Raw genomic sequence first — 22,803 nt, 5'->3', positions numbered from 1 at the left:
TTATAATAAAAAATAATCGCATAGATAGTAAAGCCGCTTTATAAAAAGGTCATTCGTAAATTGCTGCTCATATATTATATATTGTATTAATGTATGCTATACTGTATTATCTTTTCCTATGAGTTTAAATTGATTTACTTATACTAAAGTAATATTATAATCTTTTAGCCAGAAATTAATCTGAACAAGATATGCGAAAAGCTGCGGTCCTCCCATAAGTTGTGAGAACCATGCCGGATCAAATGCTTTTGCGTCTGCATCGATTAGCTTTTGTACTTCTTCTTTATTTATCAGTTGTAAAAGGGGTGAGGTAGGATCATCTATTATCTCTTGTACCCATCTTCTTACTACATTTCTAAATATCGGATTGTGTGTTTTTGGATACGGGCTCTTTTTTCTTTCAACTACTAAATCAGGTATATAACCTTTTAAAGCATGCCTTAACAATCCCTTTTCTCTGTTATTTAGATTTTTCATTTCCCAGGGAATGTTCCATACGTATTTGACAAGCCTGGGGTCCAAGAATGGAACACGAACCTCTAAGCCAGATGCCATACTCATCCTGTCCATACGATCAAGAAGCATGGATAGAAATCTTGTAAGATTAAGGTAAAATATTTCTCTCATGCGTGCGGCATGTTTATCTTCGCCAGGAAGGTGTGGTACTTCATTGAGTGCCTCTGTATATCGGTCATTTAGGTATTCAATTGGACGGATTGATTCTACAACATAGGGTGAGAGCAGTTTCATCCGCTCATTTACCATTCTGATCCATGGAAAAGTATTTGATTCTATTGCACTTTTATTCCTAAACCATGGATACCCGCCGAATACTTCATCGGCACCTTCACCTGAAAGTGCTACTGTTACATCTCTTTTGACTTCCCTTAAAAAGAGATATAATGATGAGTCTACATCAGCCATCCCAGGCAAGTCTCTTGCATATAATGCAGGTTTTAATGCGTCTGCTAATTTTTCATTGTCAATAAAGACGTAATTGTGCTTCGTATCTATCTCTTTTGAAACCTTACCTACAAAATCTGCATCTGTATTTGGCTGGAATTGATTCGGCTTAAAGTATTTATCATTTCCTGCATAGTCGACAGAATATGTTATAAGCCTACTTCCAAGTTTTTTTAGTTTTTCATTTGCAAATGTAGATACTGCAGTAGAGTCAAGGCCACCTGATAATAGTGAACACAATGGTACATCTGATACAAGCTGACGTTTAGAAGCATCATCCAGAAAAAAGCGGACTTTTTCTAAAGTTGTATTAAGGTCATCTTCATGTGGATGGCTTTCAAGTGACCAATATTGATTTGTTTGTATCCCATTGCGGTTGTATATTAGATAATGACCTGGCTTAAGTTCATATATGCCTCGGAATATTCCATTGCCTGGTGTTCTTGTCGGTCCCATGACAAATATTTCTGCAAGGCCTTCCGGACCTATTTCTGCTTTAATATCGGGATGCGCTAAAATAGCTTTTATTTCAGAGCCAAAAAGGAGAGAACCATTTTTTAATGTATAAAAAAGAGGTTTTATGCCCAAGTGGTCTCTTGCGAGAAACAGCCTATTTTCATGATCATCCCAGACTGCGAAAGCATAAATGCCGTTTAGCTTATTTACACATTCAGGACCCCACTCAATATATGATGTCAAAAGGACATCTGTATCAGAGTGTCCGCTAAAAGTATGTCCAAATGATTTTAGTTCATCTCGCAATTCATCTGTATTATAAAGTTCACCATTATATACAATAACATATGTCCTACTGCCAAATTTTTTGATCATAGGCTGGATTCCACCTTCAGGATCTATTACGATGAGCCTTCTTTGTGCAATGGCACAATGGGGTGATAACCACATTCCAGAGCTATCAGGTCCTCTATTAATAAGTTTTTCTCCCATTGCTGCAAGTATTTTATCTTTATGTGATAAGTCTATTTCAAAATTTACCCATCCTGCAATGCCACACATTCTAATGCCCCCTCAAAAATAAATTGTTAAGATAGTGAGAATAAAATCAAATGAAATTGACTTTCATCTGTAAATAATATATGAAAGTCTTATGTAAAGGGTGAGAAATTTTGTTATAAAATCTTAATAAAATTTTAATTTATCCGATATATAATATATGATATAATGTGGATATCATAATATTATGGAGGAAAATATGGCAAAGGTTATAAAAGAACACTATTTTAAAAAAGATGATGTTGAAAGGAAGATAAAATGCCTAAAGGGGGAGTTAAATAAGTGCAATATTGATAAGCCAAAAGCGCTTGAAATAAGTCAGGAACTTGATAAGCTTATTGTAGAATATATGGAACGAAAAAAAAGTAGCGGAGAATGAATCCGCTAATTTTTTTAATTGCTTTGCCGATATAAAAAATAGTACATTATAACAAAGGATAAAAAGTTTTTAGGAGGTAATTTAAGTGATTAAGGGAGTTTCTTTAGAAGGAGGAAAGAACAATTTCGTAGACAATGTATTGTCTGACGAGATAAATAAAGTAAAGGACATATTAAAAAGACCAATTAATGATAATTCTTTAAAAGACGAGATAAATAATGAAAATAATAGGATAAAAAACAGCAATGGAACATATTTTGAATTTTCTGTACATAAACCAACAAATACGATAGTTGTAAAAATTGTTGATAGTGCTACGAATGAGGTAATTGACGAGATACCACCAGAAAAAATATTGGATTTGGTCGCAGGGCTATGGAAGATTGCCGGAATATTTGTTGATAGAAAAATATAGGAGGGAAAATTATGGATCCAATTAGTATGCAAAGCTATAACACTAGCAATTTGTTAAGAGTAAGCGGACTTGCATCTGGGCTCGATACAGAATCAATGGTGAAACAGCTTATGCAAGCTGCGAGTATACCACTTGACAAGCTGAGCCAGCAGAAACAGTGGCTACAGTGGCAGCAGGAAGATCTAAAAGACATTAATACACAGCTTTTAGCTTTAAGAGACAATAATTTATTTAAGATGAAACTGCAGGGAACATATCTTGCAAAAAGTGTTACATCATCAAATACTGCAGTTGCAACTGCAACGGCAGGTAGTGGCGCAGTAAATGGAACATACACTTTGACAGTAAAACAACTGGCATCAGCGGCAACTGCAACAAGTAGTGTAATTTCTTCTACCGATAATTTAAATACAACGACTCAAGATATAACATTTACATTATCAAATGGAGAAATTAATACATCAGCAACTATAAGAATAAAACCTGGTGCTACAATAAATGATGTTGTTACAGCAATAAATGATGCAACTAGTACAACCCATATAAGTGCTACATATGATAGTAATTTGGGCAGGCTATTTTTAATTTCAAATACTACGGGTTTAAAATCGCAGATTAATTTTAGTAATGATACTTCTTCATTTATTACTAATACTTTAAAATTGTCGATAATACAAGGTAAAGATGCACAGTTTACGTTGAACGATACTTCTACTAATGCAATAGTTTATTCAGAAAATACAAATAATTTTCAATTACTTGGCATCAACGTTAATCTAATAGGAACTGGAACAACAACTCTTTCAGTCCAAAACGACACAGATACGATATACAATACCATAAAGAGCTTTGTTGACAGCTATAATAATATAATAACAAAGATAAATACAAAATTATCTGAAAAAAGATATTATGATTATCCGCCACTTACAGATGCCCAGAAACAGGCAATGAAGGATAACGATATAACATTGTGGGAACAAAAGGCGAGAAGTGGTGATTTAAACGGCAATGACAGCCTTACATCAATATATTATTCATTGAGAAATGTTATATCAGGTACTGTAACGGCTTCTGACGGAAAAAGTGTGACGTTGAGCTCAATTGGAATTACGACGGGACAGTGGTATGAAGGAGGAAAACTATATATAGATGAAACTAAGCTAAAAGATGCTATACAAAATAACCCACAAGAGGTAATTGACCTGTTTACGAAAGTAACAGATTCTACAAAACCAGGTGCAAATAGTACTGACGGAATAGCATCACGACTTTATTATGCAGTTAATAAAGGCATAGATTTGATTACTAATGAGGCAGGAGGCGGGCAATATCAATTATACGATAATAGTTTCATAGGTCAGCAAATAAGAGAATTGGACCAAAGAATGGCAGACATGCAAGACCATTTAAATACACTTGAACAGCAGTATTATGCCCAGTTTACACAGCTCGAGACATATATAGGACAGATGAATTCGCAGAGTCAATGGTTGAGTCGTCAGCTTGGCGGTACTTCTGGTTAACTTATATAAAAAAAGAAAGGGGAATTTATAAATGTTTGATCCATACATGGAGTACAAACAAAATTCTATAATGACAGCGAGCCCAGAAGAATTAGTTTTGATGCTATATAATGGCGTTATTCGTTTCATAGAAGAAGCAAAGTTAGCCATAAAAGATAAAAATATCGAGAAGGCTCATAATAGTATTATGAGAGCACAGGATATAGTTTTAGAACTAATGGCGACGCTTGACATGCAGTATGATATATCAAAAAATCTTTATAATATATATGAATATATTTCAAGAAGGCTTGTAGAAGCAAATCTAAAAAAAGATACAGAAGCTCTTGATGAGGTAAAAACATTAGTAAGTGATTTAAAGGATACGTGGACAAAGGGTGTAAATAAAGTTCGTTCAAAAGTATATTCAAAGGGTTGATATAATGATTAGCGATGTAAAAAGGCTCATAGAATTAGCAGAAGATAAGTTAAAATTTTTAGAAACTTTACTAATCCTTAATGATGATCTAAACACAGCCATAAATTCACAAAATCTCGACGATATCAAAAATCTGTTAATAAAAAAGCAAGGTATTATAGACAATATAGATAAGATTGATACAGATTTTATACCAATGTATAATTTATATAAAAAGGTTAATAAGATAGACAGCATATTTAATACATCTAATAATAATACTGATAAAAGCAAATTAAAAGGCATATTAATAGATATAAAGTCAACATTATCAAAGATTAAGGAAAAGGACGACAAAAATATGGAAGACATAAATAAAACCTTTAAAAAGGTTGAAAGCAAGCTAAATGAATTATCAAAAGGTAAAAATGGTTACATTGAATATGTGAAATATTATTCTCCAGATAGCTATTTCGTTGATAAAAAGCGATAACTTCTAATAAAGTTTGATAAAAAAATTTATACAATTAAAAAGTTTTTTAAATTTTGTTGATAAAATTTTGTTGTGGTGGTATAATATTACCGTATAATCTAAGTGATTATACGGTAAATTAATTAAATCAAAGTGAGGGGATTATTTATTATGTATCAAGACAAGACATTGGTCTGCAAAGACTGTGGGGCAGAATTCGTTTGGACTGCCGGCGAACAAGAATTTTACGCGCAAAAAGGTTTTCAAAATGCACCAGTAAGATGTAAAGCTTGCAGAGATGCAAAAAAACAAAGAAACAATCAGTTTAACTCCAGAAGAGACAGAAGAGTTGCTGGAGTAAATAAGTAATCCCCTTCACTTTTACCACAAATAAAGTAAAGAGGATTATTAGGGGCATCTATAGAATGGATGCCCTTTAATCTTTTTTTAATGAACATTTCAAATCACGTATCTTTTACATTAATCCTTCGAGTATGACTCAATATAAACAGCTTTTTATAAATGGTATAATAATGACAATTGAACTGACACATATATCAGTCGCATTTGGTGCAATATTGGGTCTACTTGTGGCACTTTTAAAAATGTCAAACATAAAGATTGTAAGTTTTTTAGGAACGACTTCCACATAAAATGAGGTTTGCAAGGGAAGTAGCAGATAAAGTGGTTTTTGTTAATGATGGGAAAATATTAGATTAAGGGGTACTATCAGAAGTTTTTAAAAATGTTCAAAACAAAGACAAGAGAATTTTTAAGTAAAATTTTATGATACCGAATTAATCGGTATTTTTTTAATTATATGGATTTTATTTTACAATAGAGGTTTGAGTTATCACGCCCTTAAATATTTGAATAATGATGATTTATCTAAATAAACTTCAGAAATTAAATATAATTAGCTAACAATACTTCTTTTAGAACTTGCAGGGATATTATTTTTTGTGTAGAATTATTATAAACACAGAGAGAAAGGAGTTGTATAAAATGAAAATAACAGTAAGCGGGAAAAACGGAATGATAATAACGGATGGGCTTAGAAATTCAGCTAATAAAAGTCTTAGCAAGATTGAAAAGCTTTTTACCGAAGATACTGAAGCAAGGGTTGTACTAAGCGTTCAAAAAAATAATCAGATTGCTGAGGTTACGATACCATTTAAGGGAATGATTTTTAGAGCTGAAGAAGTAAGCGATGATATGTATGCTTCTATTGATAATGTAGTTGACAAACTCGAAAAGCAGATATTGAAATACAAGACAAAGATAAAAAATAATTTTGCAACTGAATCTATAAGATTTGATATTCCACAGGATTACATAAAGAATGGATCATCAGAGGAAAACGAATTTGAGGTAGTTAAGACAAAGAGATTCTCAATTAAACCTATGTCAATTGAAGAAGCTATACTTCAAATGAATTTACTTGGACATAATTTCTTTGTTTTCACTAATTCTGAGACAGACGATTTTACAGTCGTATATAAGAGAAAAGATGGGCGATATGGTTTAATAGAACCGACAATGTAGGGCAAAAAAATTTGAGGGTAAAACCTCAAATTTTTTTTATTTAAAAAGAAGGAATATAGCAGTTTTTGTAGAATATATTTTTATATGTGAGTATGGATATTTATAGATAGGGTGTGAATATTGTGGCTGAATTAACTAATGATGTCATCAGTTCCATGGAAGAATTGATAAATAAAGTGCAAAGTGTGATTTCAAGCAAAGTTGTTGCAAATGGAAATGAGATAGTAGAAATTCATGTCCTCTCAGATAACTCTAGAAGTGCTAAGCAGATAGCAAGAGACGTACAGTCTGTATTAATGGCTGAGTTTAACATAGATATTAATTATAAGATAATTAGTGTTGCACAGATTGAGACAGGTGGTAGAGCATATAACGATAATAGACTTGCTTTTGTCAGCCTTACATGTGTGAACACGGGAATAAATATGGAAGCGACTGTTACATTGACACGTGGTACTGAAATATATGAAGGGGTAGCTCGTGGTCTCAATACTTCAAGGAATAAAAACAGGATAATCGTAAATGCAACAATTGACTGCTTATCCAAGATAATTTCTGATGAACACAATCTCATTTTAGAAGATGTTGATATATTTCCAATTGCAAAAAATCATGTTGTAGTTGTTGCCCTTACACATGCGACACATCAGTATGAAGAAATGCTTGTTGGATCCTGCCTTATTAAAAAAGATGAGGGTGAAGCAGCTGTAAAGGCGACATTGGACGCTTTAAATAGGCGTCTTATAACAATCCTTAACAATTAAATAGTTTATTTTTAACCCAAACCTTTATTTAGCGTAGCGTTTCGCCTGAAGCTAAAGAGCAGAGGAGCAACTTGGTTAAAGGAGGGTTTCAGGATGAAAAAGGCAACATTAATAAAAGTATTGTTTGCTTTATTAGCATTAGCACTTGCTGGTGGTGCAAATTTCACTTGGGGATAAACGGTTTGGGTATATTTTTATGGAGGATGATATTTTGAGTAAAAAGTTGATTTTTTATATAACATTTATTATAATTATTGGTATTTCGGTTATAATATATTCAATAGTTAATATTAATATACATTATATCAGTGATATTCTGATTTTAATTATCTTTTCAGCTATTTGTGAATCTTTACCAATATACATAAATAATAATGTTTCGGTTTCTGTTGCCTATGCAGTAGATTTAATGGCTATATTATTATATGGTCCTCTAGAAGGCGCAATAATAGCTTCAATTGGTAACTTGCTTCTGATTAGACATGTTAATAGGAAAATGAAATGTGCGTTAAATACTCCATACTATAAAACTTTATTTAATATTTCACAAATAACTATAAGTGTGTTTTTGGGCGGATTCGTTTATAAATATTTGGGTGGTGTCCCTGGAAGGTACGTATATCCAAAATATTTAATTCCAGCGATTATAGCTTCCGCGGTATATTATTTTTCAAATTCTGGTATTGTAGCTGTTCTTCTCTCTTTTTTGCTTAAAAAACCAATTTTGTCAATATGGACATCTGATTTCAGTTGGACCTTGATCAATTTCTTATTTCTAGCTTTTATAGGTATATTAATGGCATCGGCTTTTATAGCATATGGATATATTACACTCGTTATATTTTTTGTACCGCTTTTAATGGTAAGGTATATGTTTAAACTTTACATGGATTTAAAGCGTTCATATTATGATACAATAAATGCCCTCACAAAAGCATTGGAAGCAAAAGATAAATACACTTTAGGACACTCAAAAAGTGTTGAAAAATTATCTGTTTATTTGTGCAGAGAAGCAGGATTCAGTGAGGCACATACAGAGATGGTACGCATTGCAGCTCTTTTACATGATGTAGGTAAAATAGGCATAATAGAAAATATTTTAAATAAACCTGGCAAACTTTCAAAAGAAGAGTATGATTATATTAAGATGCATCCTATGAGTGGATATGAAATATTAAAGGATGTACCATTTCTGAAAAATGTCCGATATTGGGTAAGGTATCATCATGAGTGGTACAATGGAAAGGGTTATCCCGACGGTATAAGCGGAAAGCAGATACCGCTTGAAGCAGAGATACTTTCTATCGCAGATGTTTTTGATGCACTTGTTTCGGACAGGCCATATCGTGACGCATATACAAGAGATGAAGCATATAAGATAATAGTTGATAGTGAAGGCACACAGTTTAGCCCAAGGATAATAAATCTTTTTAAGAAAGCATATGAAAAGAATAAGGAGGATTTTAAGCATGATTTTTGATTCTCTTGGTGCATCATTGATATATGGATTAATAAGAAGAGGTAAAATCAGCGGTATCGCAGAAATAGACATAAAGAAGCCTATTTTTTTTATACTTGGATTTGCATTGGAATTTGGAGTATTAAATTTAACCGATAGATTTCCAATTATTATGACATATAGGGCATATATACATTTCCTTGACTATCTTATGTTGTTTTTCGGATTATGGTATAATAGACATAATAAGTATATGATGATAATTACAGTTGGGATCATTTTAAATTTTATAGTTATATTTGCAAATGGAGGAAGGATGCCTGTTTCTTTAAATGCACTGAAAGAGGCGGGGCTGAATAATTTAATACCGACATTGCAAAAAAACATCGTTCCTACGCATCAAGCCATGACATCAGCAACAAGACTTAAATTTTTGGCAGATGTACTTGTGCTGCCTAAGCCATATCCGCTTCCAAAGACTTTTAGCATTGGCGATCTTTTTATCGCATCGGGTATTTTTTTGATGGTCACAAATGCTATGGTTAAAGGTGTTAAAAGAGTACATTCTTGATTTAGTAATAACTGCATCATTCATTAGAAGGAGATGCATCTTTTTATGAATACTTTTGAAAGAAGAAATAAAATTAAAGAAATCCTAAAAAATACCAAAGGGCCTATTAAAGGCACGTCTTTAGCATCAATGATGGATGTTACAAGACAGGTTATCGTTCAAGATATAGCAATATTAAGGGCAGAAGGTTTAAAGGTTTTATCGACACCACAGGGATATGTTCTTGATGTATTAGAAAAAAGCAAGCTAAAGCGAGTGATAGCCAGCAAACATTACTATGATAGGACAGAAGAAGAATTAAATATTATTGTAGATAACGGTGGGAAGGTCTTAGATGTAATTGTAGAACATCCTTATTATGGTGAATTAAAAGGACTTTTGATGCTTTCATCAAGGTATGATGTAGAAAAATTTATGGAATGTTTGAAGGATGGTAAGGCATCACTTCTATCATCACTAACAGAAGGTATTCACTTGCATACGATAGAAGCGGATTCTAAGGAAACTTTGGACAGGATAGAAAAAGAGCTTAAAGCAAAGGGATTTTTGATAGAATAAGGTGCATATGATGGTTATCATAATAATATTAATCATGCCATTGTCAAGTATATTTCCTAAGTATAATGTATAAGTATGAGAGGAGGAGTTGTTATGATTAAATGGCAGGATACTTTATCTGTTGGCATAGAGATGATAGATGAAGAGCATAAGGAACTGTTTAAAAGGGTAAATGATGTTTTTGATGCCTGTATGAGACAGCAGGGACAGGAGAAAGTTTACGAAATAATTGGCTTTTTGAAGCAATATACCGTAAAACATTTTGGAGATGAAGAAAGACTTCTTGAAAAGTATAAGTACCCTGAACTACCTATACATAAAAAACTACATGAGAAATTTGTAGATGATATAAAAGAAATAGAGAAAGATATAAAAGAAAATGGTGTCAATGTCTCAATTATAACTACATTAAACCGTAAATTAGTTGATTGGCTTATAAATCACATAAGTAAAGCTGATAAAAGATATGGAGAGTACATAAAAGCACATTCTGCTGATTGAAGTCAGCAGATTTTTCTTTTATTGATATAAATATAATAAAATGTTATAATATATATTTGATTGATACTAACCTTGAGAAGGTGATTAAATGTTAGGAGTTTTAGAAAAATTATTTGGCAACTATAGTGAGAAGGAAGTTAAGAGGATCGAACCGATAGCCGATAAGGTTTTGTCATATGATGAAGAAATGTCAAAGCTTTCTGATGATGAATTAAGAGCAAAAACACAGGAATTTAAAGATAGACTAAAAAATGGTGAAACACTTGATGACTTATTACCAGAAGCTTTTGCAGTAGTTAGAGAAGCTGCATGGAGAACTTTGAAGATGAAGCACTTCAGAGTCCAGGTAATAGGCGGTATAGTACTACATCAAGGTAGGATAGCCGAGATGAAGACAGGCGAAGGCAAAACGCTTGTTGCAACACTTCCGGCTTATTTAAATGCCCTCGAAGGGAAAGGTGTTCACATCGTAACAGTCAATGATTACCTAGCAAAAAGGGACCGTGACTGGATGGGAAAAATCTATGAGTTCCTTGGCATGAGCGTTGGTGTTATTCTTCATGATATGGATTCAGATGAGAGAAAAAGAGCATATGCTGCAGATATAACTTATGGAACAAATAACGAATTCGGCTTTGATTATTTGAGAGACAACATGGTTATTTACAAGGAGGAAATGGTACAAAGACATCTTAACTATGCTATCGTCGATGAAGTCGACAGCATATTGATTGATGAGGCAAGAACACCTCTTATCATTTCAGGTGTTGGAGAAAAATCAACTGATTTATACAAACAAGCAGATACTTTTGTAAGGACACTTAAAAATGAAGAAGACTATACAATAGATGAGAAGGCACATGCTGTAAGTTTAACGGAAAAGGGTGTCTCAAAGGCAGAGAAATTTTTCAATCTAAAAAACTTAGCTGACCTTGAGAATATTGAGATTTCTCATCATATCAACCAGGCATTAAAAGCACATGCAATAATGAAAAGAGATAAAGATTATGTTGTAAAAGATGGTGAGGTTATAATTGTCGACGAATTTACCGGGAGGCTTATGTTTGGAAGAAGATACAGTGAAGGACTTCACCAGGCGATAGAAGCAAAAGAAGGTGTTAAAGTTGAAAGAGAGAGCAAAACTCTTGCAACTATAACATTCCAGAATTATTTCAGGATGTACGATAAGCTTGCAGGTATGACTGGTACAGCACAGACAGAAGAGCAGGAATTTAGAGCAATATATGGACTTGATGTTGTTGTGATACCAACAAACAAAGAAATGATAAGAGTAGATGATTCTGATGTAATTTATAAGACAGAGGATGCAAAATTTAAAGCGGTTGTAGAGGATATATTAGAGCACCATAAAAAAGGACAGCCTGTACTTGTTGGCACCATTACAATAGAAAAATCTGAGAAATTAAGTAATATGCTTAAAAAGCTTGGTGTTAAGCACCAGGTTTTAAATGCTAAATACCACGAAAAAGAAGCAGAAATCATAGCACAGGCAGGTAGAAAAGGTGCTGTCACAATCGCGACAAATATGGCTGGACGTGGTACAGATATCATCCTTGGTGGCAATCCTGAATTTCTTGCAAAGAAGAAAATGATCGAAGAAGGGTACTCCCCTGAGGACATTTCAGAAGCATCTGGTTATGGCCCATTAAAAAGTGAGGAACTAATAAAGGCAAGACAAAGATACCAGGAACTGTTAAGCGAGATGAGGAAAGAAACCGAGAAAGAACACGAAGAAGTCGTTAAGCTCGGCGGTCTTTATATAATAGGAACCGAAAGACATGAATCAAGAAGAATTGATAATCAGTTAAGAGGGCGTTCAGGACGTCAAGGGGACCCTGGCGAATCAAAGTTTTATATATCCCTAGAGGATGACCTTATGAGACTCTTTGGCTCAGAAAGAATTAAAAACATGATGAATACTCTTGGGATAGAAGATGACCAGCCTATTGAGCATAAGATTTTGACTAAACAGATTGAACAGGCACAGAAAAAAGTTGAAGGAATAAACTTTGATGTCAGGAAAAATGTCCTTGAATATGATGATGTAATGAATAAACAAAGGGAAATAATATATAAAGAGAGAAGAAAAGTCTTGGAAGGTGAAGATTTAAGGCAGTACATCCTTGACATGGTAAAAGAAATAATAAAGAGAAATGTTGAGATATATACTGCTGGTAGCAAATATCCCGAGGAATGGGATATTGATGGACTTTTAAACCACCTTTATGATTTATTCTTAGAAAAAGATAGTGTAGTAATAGATGTAGATTTTGGAAGACTCGATAAGGAAATGCTTACAGATATAATTTATGAAGAAGCTGTAAGGCAGTATGAAAGAAAAGAACAACAGATTGGTCCACAGATGAGAGAAATAGAAAGAGTTGTACTCTTGAAAGTCGTTGATACAAAATGGATGGATCACATTGATGAGATGGACCAACTGCGCCAAGGAATTGGCTTAAGAGCATATGGACAGATTGATCCTGTTATAGAGTATAAAAAAATCGGATTTGATATGTTTGAAGATTTAGTAAACTCTATACAGGAAGATACTGTAAAATTCCTCTACCATATAGAGATAAAGAATGACAATATGCCACATAGGGAACAGGTTGCAAAGCCTGTAGCAACGAGCCAAGGCGGCAATAATGAACCTAGAAAGCCTATTGTGAAGAAGAAAAAAGTCGGCAGAAATGATCCATGTCCATGTGGCAGTGGCAAAAAATATAAAAAATGCTGTGGTGCAAATCTATAGTAAAAATCTAGGCAGGAGATGGTTTCGTGTCCTGTATTATTATCAAATAGATAAAGGAGATGACGTGGTGTTAGAGGATTATAAAGCAGAAGTTGCAAATATGATAAACACTATAAACGAAATGGGGGCTTCTCTTTGACATAGAAGGTGCCAAAAGAGAAGTTGCAGAAATAGATAAAAAGATGGCAGATCCAGATTTCTGGAATGACCTTAAGAAATCTCAGGAGCTATCTAAAAAATCTAAAGACTTAAAAGAGCTTATATCAGAATATAATTCACTTGTAAAAGCTTGGGAAGATTTAAATGCATTGATAGAATTAGGGCTTGAAGAAGATGATGAATCACTTACACATGAGGTTGAACATGAGTATAAAGAGCTTGATAAAAGGATAAAAGAGATGAAGATAAAGACACTTTTAAGTGGACCTTATGACAGAAGCAATGCTATACTTTCTATACATGCTGGTGCAGGTGGTACAGAAGCACAGGATTGGACAGAGATGCTCTTACGCATGTATATGAGGTGGGCTACTCAAAAAAATTATGAAGTTGAAACAGTAGATTATCTGCCCGGTGATGATGCAGGTGTTAAAAATGTCACTATAATGGTAAAAGGTGCTTTTGCATACGGATACCTTAAATGTGAAGCTGGTGTCCACAGATTAGTCAGGATATCTCCATTCGATGCAGCTGGTAGAAGGCATACATCTTTTGCACTTGTTGAAGTTTTACCTGAGATAGATGACGACATCCATGTAGATATTAGACCAGAAGATTTAAAAGTAGATACCTACAGGTCATCAGGTGCCGGTGGCCAGCATGTCAATAAGACTGAATCAGCCATAAGGATAACGCATTTACCAACGGGAATTATCGTTCAATGTCAATCAGAGCGTTCCCAGATATCCAACAAGGAGACAGCAATGAAGATGCTTAAGGCAAAATTGATGGACCTTATGATAAAGGAGCAGAAAGAAAAGATAGATGACCTAAAAGGTGAACACAAAGAAGCAGGATGGGGAAACCAAATAAGGTCCTATGTATTTCAACCGTATACACTTGTAAAAGACCATAGGACGAATTATGAAGTAGGGAATGTCAATGCCGTAATGGATGGGGATATTGACGAATTTATCAATGCGTATTTGAAGCAGCAAGTATCATAAGGGATATCATTTGATATCCCTTTTAATATAAGAATAAAGGAGAATTATATGGATAGGATAACCTTGACTTTAAAACAGGAGTTTAATTTAAAGGATTTTCAGGTTCTAAATACTATAAAGCTTATTGATGAAGGTAATACGATACCATTTATTGCAAGATACAGAAAAGAAGTGACAGGAAGCCTTTCTGACGAAGTTCTAAGAAATTTTTATGATAGGCTTACATATTTGAGAAATCTTGAAGAGAAAAAGCAGGATACAATAAGATTAATCGATGAGCAAGGAAAACTTACTGATGACATAAAAACAAAAATCGAAAATAGCAAAACACTACAAGAAATTGATGATATATATAGACCATTCAGACCCAAAAGACGAACAAGGGCAACTATTGCGAAAGAAAAAGGTCTAGAAGGATTAGCTAAATTGATTGCCGATGGAAACATAAAAGAAGGCAATCCAGAAGATTATGCATTGAAATATTTAAATGAAAATGTGCAAACTATTGAAGAAGTCTATCAGGGAGCACAGGATATAATAGCTGAAGATATTTCAGATAATGCGGAAATAAGAAAATACATAAGGGATTACACGTGGAATAATGGATTAATAATAACAGAAGCTTTGAAAGAAGAAAAATCACCGTATGAGATGTACTATGACTATAAAGAGGCTGTTAAAAAAATACCATCACATAGAATTTTGGCTATTAATAGGGCTGAGAGAGAAAAATTTATTTCAGTGAAAATTGATGTAGATACTAACAAGATAATAAATGACATAATAACTTCTAATGTCAAAAATGATTCAATTTTTAAGGAATATCATATAAATGCTATAAATGATTCATACAAAAGGCTTATATCACCATCTATAGAAAGAGACATTAGAAATACACTAACAGAAAAGGCAGAAGAAAAGGCCATCAGCGTATTTAAGCAAAACCTAAAAAGCCTTCTCCTACAACCTCCTGTAAAAGGGTATGTTGTAATGGGATTTGACCCTGCGTATAGGACGGGATGTAAAATAGCAGTAGTTGATGTGACAGGCAAGCTTCTCGATACTGCAACGGTATATCCCACACCACCGCAAAATGACATTGAAGGTGCTAAAAAGGTATTAAAAGATTTAATTGAGAAGTACAATGTAGGTCTAATATCTCTTGGAAATGGTACAGCATCACGAGAAAGTGAGCAATTCATAGCAGATCTTATTAAAGAGTTAGATATGTCATTGAAACATGTCATCGTAAATGAAGCAGGTGCATCGGTTTATTCTGCATCAGAACTTGGAACGGAGGAATTTCCTGATATCAATGTAAGCTTAAGAGGAGCAATATCAATGGCGAGGAGGCTACAGGATCCGCTTGCAGAACTTGTGAAGATTGATCCAAAATCGATAGGTGTTGGACAGTATCAGCATGATGTAAATCAAAAAATGCTCGGTGAGGCACTAAATGGAGTTGTCGAGGATTGTGTTAATAGCGTTGGTGTGGATTTAAATACGGCATCTGTATCACTTTTAAAATATGTATCTGGAATAAATTCATCTATTGCTAAGAATATAGTTGAATATCGCAACGAAATTGGCGTATTTAAAGACCGAAAACAGCTGAAAAAAGTAAAAAGGCTTGGGGAAGCTGCGTTTACTCAATGTGCTGGCTTTTTAAGGATAATTAATGGCGATAATATCTTTGATTCGACAGGAGTTCACCCCGAAAGATATGAAGTATTAGATACACTACTTGAAAAGTTTAAATATAAAAAAGATGAATTAAATTCTAATAATTTGAGGGAATTTGCTCATAGACTTGAAGATTATGGGTTAAATAAAATCTCAGAAGAATATGAAATAGGCTTACCAACTTTAAAAGATATCGTAAATGAGCTGAAAAAACCCGGAAGAGACCCTAGAGAAGAGCTTCCAAAACCTATACTTATGTCAGATGTAATGACAATAGAACAGCTAAAACCTGGTATGGAGCTTATGGGTACAGTCAGAAATGTTGTTGATTTCGGATGCTTTGTTGATATAGGTGTGCACACTGATGGGCTCGTTCATATATCGGAGATGTCACAAAATTATATTAAACATCCATTAGATGTAGTATCTGTAGGTGATATTGTAAAAGTGAAAGTTCTTGATGTAGATATTGATAGAAATAGAATATCCCTTTCAATGAAATAAAAGGTGCATGTGTGTTTTATTATTACAAAATTTTGACATTAATTATAGCATAAAAAATTGACCATTGATTAGCAGGTGAGTAAAACAACCTGCTATTTTAAGTTTTATTGCAACTATTAAGTAATCTATATTATAATATAATTGATGTTATATTTTGTAAAAAATATAATGTTCATATAACTTATATATTACTTTTTTAAAAAGAGGAATAATAATAAAGAATATTATTTCTTTATGGAGGTATTAATTTGACGGCGTATGATATTATTGGCGATGTTCATGGATGTTATGATGAATTAATAAAACTGATTGATATGTTAGGGTATAAATTAAAAGATGATGTATATACGCACCCTAGTGGCAGAAAACTTGTTTTTCTTGGTGATATAACAGACAGAGGGCCGGATTCCGTCGGTGTCATAGAATTAGTTTATAAAAATGTAAAGAGTGGCAATGCTTTGTATATACCTGGAAATCATTGCAATAAACTTTATAGGTATTTTTTAAACCATAAAGTTAAGATAATACATGGACTTGAGACAACCGTTGCCGAAATTAATGAATTAAATGAGACAACAAGGCAAATAATTATAGCTCATTTTACTGAACTATACGAAAGTGCACCACTATACCTCATACTTGACAATAGAAAACTTGTCGTTGCACATGCTGGAATACGTGAAGATTATATCGGATACTATGGGAATAAGGTTAAACAGTTTGTCTTATATGGTGATATAACTGGTGAGAAAAATCTTGATGGAACACCAGTAAGGCTTGATTGGGCAAAAAGGTATAAGGGAAGTTCTTTTGTTGTTTATGGGCATACACCAGTTAAAGAGCCGCGATTTACAAATAAAACCGTAAATATTGATACAGGTTGTGTATTTGGTGGATACTTGACTGCTTTAAGATATCCTGAAATAAAAATAGTAAATGTAAAATCAGCTATGCCATACGATGAAAGTAGATTTAAAGACATTGATAATAATACAATGTTTATATAATAATAAAAATTGGAGGGTAATCCCGTGAAAAAAGACAAAAGAAAATTGATATTAAATGGGATATTGATAATTGCATTTATCTTCTTATTTGTGTGGATTTTGCTGACATATGGTAAAGACTTGACATATCTTTTAAAAAATCCAGTAAAATTTGAAAGATGGATAAAAAATTTCGGCACTGTTGGTATATTAATTTTTATTGCGATACAAATAATTCAGGTCGTGATATTTGTGATACCAGGCGAAGTAGTCCAGATTGCAGGCGGGTATCTCTACGGCACATTTTTTGGATCTATATATTCGATAGTTGGTATTACCATTGGTTCTTTAATATGTTTTATTGTTGCACGATTGCTAGGGTTTGACTTTGTAAGAAACTTATTATCAGAGGAAAAGCTAAATAAATTTGATTATATTATAAACAATGAAAAAGGCGAATTTGTATTATTTCTTTTGTTTTTTTTACCAGGACTTCCTAAGGATGCTCTATCATATATAGCCGGTTTAACACCTGTTAAATTCATTAATTTCTTTATAATAACACTTATAGCTAGATTGCCTGGGATTGTAATTTCGGCATATATCGGTGCAAACTTGGAAATTAAAAACTATACTATAGCTATAATAATCTCAATAATAGCGATATTATTATTTACTATAGGATTATATAATAAGGATAAGGTAATGAAAAAATTAAGAGATTATAATAAATGATGTTTACAATATCACGAATTTTAATATTATAGTTAGGTAGATGGAAAATAATATTATTTATGGCATGCACCTCTTCTCACAAGAAGGCTAATAAAATTATATCACATGTTGATAATCATTTCATGGATTTCATTTCATTGTATGATATAATATTTTTAAGATTCTTTTATCAAGAAAAATCATTTAATGGCGCAAAAATAACATTGCGCTTAAACACTGAGGGGGTATACATAATGTATCTTTTAAAAGGTGGAAAAGTCCTGACAATGGCAGGTAAAAATTATGATAAAGCAGATGTACTTATAGATGATGGTAAAATTCTTGATGTAGGTGAAGATATTATTGCACCACTAGATGCTGATGTGATTGATGTTACTGGTCTTACTGTTATGCCTGGTATGATTGATGCTCATTGCCATCTCGGAATGTGGGAAAATGCCATGGGATTTGAGGGCGCTGATGGAAACGAGGCAACGGATCCTATAACACCACAGATGAGGGCTATCGACGGGATAAATCCAATGGATAAATACTTTGAAGAAGCATACGAAGCTGGTGTAACGACTGCAGTTACAGGGCCTGGTAGTGCCAATGTAATAGGAGGACAATTTGCGGCGATAAAAACATATGGTAAAAGAATAGATGATATGATAATAAAGGCACCTGTAGCAGTTAAAGTTGCCTTTGGCGAAAATCCAAAGACGGTATACAATGAACAACATAAAATGCCGACTACAAGAATGGCTGTTGCAGCATTATTAAGACAAGAACTTATAAAAGCACAGGAATATATGGAAAATATGGAGAAGTATGCTGATGATGATGAGAAAAGACCTAGTAGGGATTTGGGACTTGAGGCTTTAGTAAAAGTATTAAAGCATGAAATACCTCTAAAGGCTCATGCCCATAGAGCTGATGATATATTTACGGCACTAAGGATTGCGAAGGAATTTAATGTTGATATAACACTTGACCATTGTACAGAAGGACACCTAATCGCAGATTATCTCGTAAAGGAAAATGCAAAAGTAATTGTTGGGCCATCTCTTTCTGAGAGGTCAAAGATAGAACTTATAAATCTTACATTTAAGACACCGGGAATCTTATCAAAAGCAGGCCTAGATGTGGCAATTATGACAGATCATCCGGTGATACCACTAAATTATCTACCAATATGTGCTGGACTTGCAGTAAAAGAAGGAATGGATGAGATGGAGGCTTTGAAGGCAATAACGATAAATCCCGCAAAGATTGTAGGTATATCTGATAGAGTTGGAAGCATTGAAAAGGGCAAAGACGCCGATATTGCGGTTTTTGATGGAAGCCCGATTGAAATAAAAACAAAGACTAAATATGTATTTATAAATGGTGAAATAGTATATAAAGCATAAAGTCTTTACTATGAATTATTAATAATATAAAATTAAGTAGATGAATACATAAGGAGGAAAATAAATGGCATTTAATTTAAAAGGCAGATGCTTATTAACATTAAAAGACTATACGCCGCAAGAGATAAGATACCTTCTTGACATTGCGAAAGAAGTAAAAGCTGAAAGAAGAGCAGGGATTGTTCATCAGAGATTTCTTGGTAAAACAATTGCGCTGATATTTGAAAAGCGTTCAACAAGGACGAGATGTGCATTTGAGACGGCTTTTGGTGAGGAAGGTGGATATCCAGTATTTTTGTCGACAGATGATATTCAGCTTGGTGCGAAAGAATCAATAGAAGACACTGCAAGAGTCCTTGGAAGGATGTTTGATGCAATAGAATTTAGGGGTTTTAAGCAAAGCACTGTTGAAGCACTTGCAAAATATTCTGGTATACCAGTATTCAATGGACTAACTGATGAATATCATCCAACACAGGTTTTAGCAGACCTCATGACTGTCGAAGAGGAGTTTGGATTTCTTAAGGGCACTAAGTTAGTGTTTGTCGGCGATGGAAGAAATAATATGGCAAATACATTAGCGATTGGGTGTGCAAAGATGGGTATGGACTACGTCATAAATTCTCCAAAGGAGCTATGGCCATCTGATGCATACATAAATGAAGTAAAAGAAATGGCAAAGGAGAATGGAGCTACTTTTACAATAACAGATGTACCTGGTGAAGGTGTAGATGGTGCACATGCTATATATACTGATGTATGGGCATCGATGGGGGAAGAAGCCAAACAGAAGGAAAGAGAAGCATTGCTAAGGCCATTTCAGGTTAATGAAGATTTAATGAGAAAGACGGGAAGAGATGATACTATATTCCTTCATTGTTTACCGGCGATAAAGGGTCAGGAAGTGACACTTGATGTAATAGAAGGAAAACAATCGAGGGTATGGGATGAAGCTGAAAATCGAAAACATACGATAAAGGCTGTAATGCTTGCTACAATGCTATAAATTTATAAGAAGATATCCGAGCAATATGTGTTCGGATATTTATTTTTCTACTATTCAAAACATGAATAAAATGATATAATGTAGAATGTTATTAATTGCTTATGTAGGAGGATAACATGGAGGAAAAAGTAGTTATAGCACTTGGGGGAAATGCTTTGCAGGATAAAAATACTCCGCCTACTGCGGAAGCTCAGCTTGATGTCGTTAAAAGGACAGCAGGATATATTGTAGATATAATAGAAAAAGGCTATTCTATCATAATAACACATGGAAATGGCCCGCAGGTTGGTAATATTGTAATACAAAATGAAACAGCTTCAAATGTAATACCTGCCATGCCATTTGATGTATGTGGTGCTGAAAGTCAAGGTATGATAGGATATATGATACAGCAATGCCTTGGAGAAGTTTTTAAGGAGAGAAATATAGATAGAGATGTTGCAACAATTGTTACACAGGTTGTAGTTGATAAAAATGATCCGGCTTTTTTGAAACCAACAAAACCAATAGGACCATTTTATTCAAAAGAAGAAGCCGAAATACTTAAAAAGTGCAAGGGCTATGAAATGGTAGAAGACAGTGGAAGAGGTTATAGAAGAGTAGTTGCATCACCTGACCCTAAAGAGATCGTAGAACTTAAAACGATAAAACTTCTTGAGAATAATGGTGTTATAGTAATAACAGCAGGTGGCGGTGGTATACCTGTTATTAGAGAAAATGGAAGCTTGAGGGGAGTTGCCGCTGTTATTGATAAAGACCTTGCATCTGAAAAACTTGCGGAGGATATAAATGCAGATATTCTTTTGATACTTACCGCTGTTGAAAAAGTCTATATCAATTATAAAAAACCTAATGAAAAAGCACTCGGTGAGATTTCTGTAGAAGAAGCACAAAAATATTTAGATGAAGGCCAATTTGTACCGGGTAGCATGTTGCCGAAAGTAAAGGCTTCCATAAGATTTGCAAAATCAAAACCTGGAAGAAAAGCGATAATAACATCATTGGAAAAGGCTTCTGATGCACTTTCTGGAAGAGCAGGGACTGTTATAAAAAGTTGATTGAATTAGAATTCTTAAAGGAAGGATAAAAATTATCTTGACAAAATGATATTTTTGTGAAAAAATATATGTTGAAATAAATAAATAATAAAGAATATCTTCAGGGCAGGGTGAAATTCCCGACCGGCGGTAAGCAAAAGCAAGCCCGCGACCCGCGGAAGCGGTGGACTTGGTGTGATTCCAAGGCCGACAGTAAAGTCTGGAGGAAAGAAGATTTTATTTTTATTGTGATACAAAATCCTGAAGATATATTCTTCAGGATTTTTGATATGGAGGGGTTATTATGGAGTATAGTAAAACAAGAGTAATAGTAACTGTGGGGTTATTGTCGGCAATTGCATTTGTACTTATGTACCTTGAGTTCCAGGTACCATTATTTCCCAGTTTTCTAAAATTCGATTTCAGCGATATACCACCGCTTTTAGCATCCTTTGCATTAGGACCCATATATGGTATTTTTGTAGAGATTGTTAAAAACGTAATACATTTACCTGTAAGCCAGACAGGTGGTATCGGAGAGATCGCAAATTTTATTGTAGGCTCAATATTTGTTTATACTGTAGGAACTATCTACAAGAAAAATAAATCGAAAAAAGTTGCATTAATTGCAATGCTGGTTGGAACAATTGCCATGGCTTTTGCAGGTTCAATACTCAATTATTATGTATTTTTGCCGTTATATCAAAAAATTATGGGATGGCCGCTAAGTGCCATTATCGGGATGGGAAAAACTGCCAATAGTCATATTGTTGATTTGAAGACACTCATATCATATGGCATATTTCCATTTAATATACTAAAAGGACTTGTACTATCGCTTATTACATTCCTTATATACAAAAAGCTTTCACCAATGTTGCATATGTAAATTAAGAATTATTTAAAATGGCGGATTTTATCCGCTTTTTTTATTGGCATACTATGCGTTTGATTT

General features: G+C 33.7%; 22 protein-coding genes and 1 riboswitch. Of the genes, 21 read left to right on the top strand and 1 reads right to left on the bottom strand.

Annotated features, from left to right (window positions below; genetic code table 11):
• Positions 1-138: 138 nt before the first annotated feature.
• Positions 139-1,980 carry an asparagine synthase (glutamine-hydrolyzing) gene (gene asnB / locus CPG45_RS02965; protein ID WP_096230559.1) on the bottom strand — a complete coding sequence of 614 codons (1,842 nt, stop codon included), beginning with the start codon at positions 1,978-1,980 and terminating at the stop codon, positions 139-141.
• Between the two features lie 196 nt (positions 1,981-2,176).
• On the opposite strand from asnB, the gene CPG45_RS02960 reads away from it, so the two are divergent.
• From CPG45_RS02960 to CPG45_RS02860, 21 genes are all read left to right on the top strand, one after another.
• Positions 2,177-2,356, top strand: a complete 180-nt coding sequence (locus CPG45_RS02960; RefSeq protein ID WP_096230558.1) for an aspartyl-phosphate phosphatase Spo0E family protein — start codon at positions 2,177-2,179, stop codon at positions 2,354-2,356.
• Between the two features lie 85 nt (positions 2,357-2,441).
• A complete protein-coding gene (locus tag CPG45_RS02955; protein ID WP_096230557.1) occupies positions 2,442-2,771 on the top strand; it encodes a flagellar protein FlaG in 330 nt (109 codons plus the stop codon).
• Positions 2,772-2,782: 11 nt separating this feature from the next.
• A complete protein-coding gene (gene fliD / locus CPG45_RS02950) occupies positions 2,783-4,297 on the top strand; it encodes a flagellar filament capping protein FliD (RefSeq protein WP_096230556.1) in 1,515 nt (504 codons plus the stop codon).
• Positions 4,298-4,328: 31 nt separating this feature from the next.
• Positions 4,329-4,715 (top strand): flagellar export chaperone FliS, encoded by a 387-nt coding sequence (fliS, locus tag CPG45_RS02945; protein WP_096230555.1) that lies wholly within the window; start codon positions 4,329-4,331, stop codon positions 4,713-4,715.
• A gap of 4 nt (positions 4,716-4,719) precedes the next feature.
• On the top strand, positions 4,720-5,187 hold the full coding sequence (gene flgN, locus CPG45_RS02940; RefSeq protein ID WP_096230554.1) for a flagellar export chaperone FlgN: 468 nt from the start codon (positions 4,720-4,722) through the stop codon (positions 5,185-5,187).
• 150 nt (positions 5,188-5,337) lie between these two features.
• On the top strand, positions 5,338-5,535 hold the full coding sequence (locus tag CPG45_RS02935) for a zinc-ribbon domain-containing protein (RefSeq protein WP_096230553.1): 198 nt from the start codon (positions 5,338-5,340) through the stop codon (positions 5,533-5,535).
• A 636-nt stretch (positions 5,536-6,171) separates the two neighbouring features.
• Entirely contained in the window at positions 6,172-6,711 is a 540-nt protein-coding gene (gene hpf, locus CPG45_RS02930) for a ribosome hibernation-promoting factor, HPF/YfiA family (RefSeq protein ID WP_096230552.1), read from the top strand.
• A 122-nt stretch (positions 6,712-6,833) separates the two neighbouring features.
• Positions 6,834-7,475, top strand: coding sequence for a hypothetical protein (locus CPG45_RS02925; RefSeq protein WP_096230551.1), 642 nt, complete (start codon positions 6,834-6,836; stop codon positions 7,473-7,475).
• Between the two features lie 208 nt (positions 7,476-7,683).
• Positions 7,684-8,955, top strand: a complete 1,272-nt coding sequence (locus CPG45_RS02920; protein ID WP_172856611.1) for an HD-GYP domain-containing protein — start codon at positions 7,684-7,686, stop codon at positions 8,953-8,955.
• On the top strand, positions 8,945-9,505 hold the full coding sequence (locus tag CPG45_RS02915; RefSeq protein WP_096230549.1) for a DUF5317 domain-containing protein: 561 nt from the start codon (positions 8,945-8,947) through the stop codon (positions 9,503-9,505). The genes CPG45_RS02920 and CPG45_RS02915 overlap by 11 nt, the downstream gene beginning before the upstream one ends.
• 45 nt (positions 9,506-9,550) lie before the next feature.
• Positions 9,551-10,063, top strand: a complete 513-nt coding sequence (locus tag CPG45_RS02910; protein WP_096230548.1) for a transcription repressor NadR — start codon at positions 9,551-9,553, stop codon at positions 10,061-10,063.
• A 93-nt stretch (positions 10,064-10,156) separates the two neighbouring features.
• On the top strand, positions 10,157-10,564 hold the full coding sequence (locus tag CPG45_RS02905) for a bacteriohemerythrin (protein WP_096230547.1): 408 nt from the start codon (positions 10,157-10,159) through the stop codon (positions 10,562-10,564).
• Positions 10,565-10,652: 88 nt separating this feature from the next.
• A complete protein-coding gene (gene secA, locus CPG45_RS02900; protein WP_096230546.1) occupies positions 10,653-13,340 on the top strand; it encodes a preprotein translocase subunit SecA in 2,688 nt (895 codons plus the stop codon).
• A 67-nt stretch (positions 13,341-13,407) separates the two neighbouring features.
• Positions 13,408-14,506, top strand: a protein-coding gene (gene prfB / locus CPG45_RS02895; RefSeq protein WP_096230545.1) for a peptide chain release factor 2 whose coding sequence is annotated in 2 segments (ribosomal slippage) — positions 13,408-13,476 and positions 13,478-14,506 — 1,098 coding nt in all. Because the reading frame shifts where the segments join, the coding sequence is not laid out codon by codon here.
• Positions 14,507-14,554: 48 nt separating this feature from the next.
• The gene (locus CPG45_RS02890; RefSeq protein WP_096230544.1) at positions 14,555-16,693 is read left to right on the top strand and encodes a Tex family protein; all 2,139 of its coding nucleotides are present in this window, start codon (positions 14,555-14,557) and stop codon (positions 16,691-16,693) included.
• A 248-nt stretch (positions 16,694-16,941) separates the two neighbouring features.
• Positions 16,942-17,700 carry a bis(5'-nucleosyl)-tetraphosphatase PrpE gene (gene prpE / locus CPG45_RS02885; RefSeq protein WP_096230543.1) on the top strand — a complete coding sequence of 253 codons (759 nt, stop codon included), beginning with the start codon at positions 16,942-16,944 and terminating at the stop codon, positions 17,698-17,700.
• Between the two features lie 24 nt (positions 17,701-17,724).
• Positions 17,725-18,414 carry a TVP38/TMEM64 family protein gene (locus CPG45_RS02880; RefSeq protein WP_096230542.1) on the top strand — a complete coding sequence of 230 codons (690 nt, stop codon included), beginning with the start codon at positions 17,725-17,727 and terminating at the stop codon, positions 18,412-18,414.
• A gap of 233 nt (positions 18,415-18,647) precedes the next feature.
• A complete protein-coding gene (locus tag CPG45_RS02875) occupies positions 18,648-19,805 on the top strand; it encodes an amidohydrolase (protein WP_096230541.1) in 1,158 nt (385 codons plus the stop codon).
• A 64-nt stretch (positions 19,806-19,869) separates the two neighbouring features.
• Entirely contained in the window at positions 19,870-20,811 is a 942-nt protein-coding gene (gene argF / locus CPG45_RS02870) for an ornithine carbamoyltransferase (RefSeq protein ID WP_096230540.1), read from the top strand.
• Between the two features lie 116 nt (positions 20,812-20,927).
• Positions 20,928-21,869, top strand: coding sequence for a carbamate kinase (gene arcC, locus CPG45_RS02865; protein WP_096230539.1), 942 nt, complete (start codon positions 20,928-20,930; stop codon positions 21,867-21,869).
• Positions 21,870-21,961: 92 nt separating this feature from the next.
• Positions 21,962-22,088, top strand: a riboswitch (FMN riboswitch).
• 64 nt (positions 22,089-22,152) lie between these two features.
• A complete protein-coding gene (locus CPG45_RS02860) occupies positions 22,153-22,737 on the top strand; it encodes an ECF transporter S component (protein WP_096230538.1) in 585 nt (194 codons plus the stop codon).
• The last annotated feature ends 66 nt before the right edge of the window (positions 22,738-22,803 follow it).

Origin of the sequence: Thermoanaerobacterium sp. RBIITD (assembly GCF_900205865.1) — a bacterium.
Classification (GTDB): domain Bacteria; phylum Bacillota; class Thermoanaerobacteria; order Thermoanaerobacterales; family Thermoanaerobacteraceae; genus Thermoanaerobacterium.
This window is presented reverse-complemented; position numbering and strand designations above follow the sequence as displayed.

What these genes read in the sequence shown, in the direction of transcription:
- CPG45_RS02890 (WP_096230544.1), top strand. Translation starts at nt 14,555, where the DNA reads ATGGATAGGATAACCTTGACTTTAAAACAGGAGTTTAATTTAAAGGAT.
- fliD (WP_096230556.1), top strand. Translation starts at nt 2,783, where the DNA reads ATGGATCCAATTAGTATGCAAAGCTATAACACTAGCAATTTGTTAAGA.
- CPG45_RS02960 (WP_096230558.1), top strand. Translation starts at nt 2,177, where the DNA reads ATGGCAAAGGTTATAAAAGAACACTATTTTAAAAAAGATGATGTTGAA.
- CPG45_RS02910 (WP_096230548.1), top strand. Translation starts at nt 9,551, where the DNA reads ATGAATACTTTTGAAAGAAGAAATAAAATTAAAGAAATCCTAAAAAAT.
- CPG45_RS02915 (WP_096230549.1), top strand. Translation starts at nt 8,945, where the DNA reads ATGATTTTTGATTCTCTTGGTGCATCATTGATATATGGATTAATAAGA.
- arcC (WP_096230539.1), top strand. Translation starts at nt 20,928, where the DNA reads ATGGAGGAAAAAGTAGTTATAGCACTTGGGGGAAATGCTTTGCAGGAT.
- argF (WP_096230540.1), top strand. Translation starts at nt 19,870, where the DNA reads ATGGCATTTAATTTAAAAGGCAGATGCTTATTAACATTAAAAGACTAT.
- CPG45_RS02935 (WP_096230553.1), top strand. Translation starts at nt 5,338, where the DNA reads ATGTATCAAGACAAGACATTGGTCTGCAAAGACTGTGGGGCAGAATTC.
- asnB (WP_096230559.1), bottom strand. Translation starts at nt 1,980, where the DNA reads ATGTGTGGCATTGCAGGATGGGTAAATTTTGAAATAGACTTATCACAT.
- hpf (WP_096230552.1), top strand. Translation starts at nt 6,172, where the DNA reads ATGAAAATAACAGTAAGCGGGAAAAACGGAATGATAATAACGGATGGG.
- secA (WP_096230546.1), top strand. Translation starts at nt 10,653, where the DNA reads ATGTTAGGAGTTTTAGAAAAATTATTTGGCAACTATAGTGAGAAGGAA.
- flgN (WP_096230554.1), top strand. Translation starts at nt 4,720, where the DNA reads ATGATTAGCGATGTAAAAAGGCTCATAGAATTAGCAGAAGATAAGTTA.
- CPG45_RS02875 (WP_096230541.1), top strand. Translation starts at nt 18,648, where the DNA reads ATGTATCTTTTAAAAGGTGGAAAAGTCCTGACAATGGCAGGTAAAAAT.
- fliS (WP_096230555.1), top strand. Translation starts at nt 4,329, where the DNA reads ATGTTTGATCCATACATGGAGTACAAACAAAATTCTATAATGACAGCG.
- CPG45_RS02905 (WP_096230547.1), top strand. Translation starts at nt 10,157, where the DNA reads ATGATTAAATGGCAGGATACTTTATCTGTTGGCATAGAGATGATAGAT.
- CPG45_RS02860 (WP_096230538.1), top strand. Translation starts at nt 22,153, where the DNA reads ATGGAGTATAGTAAAACAAGAGTAATAGTAACTGTGGGGTTATTGTCG.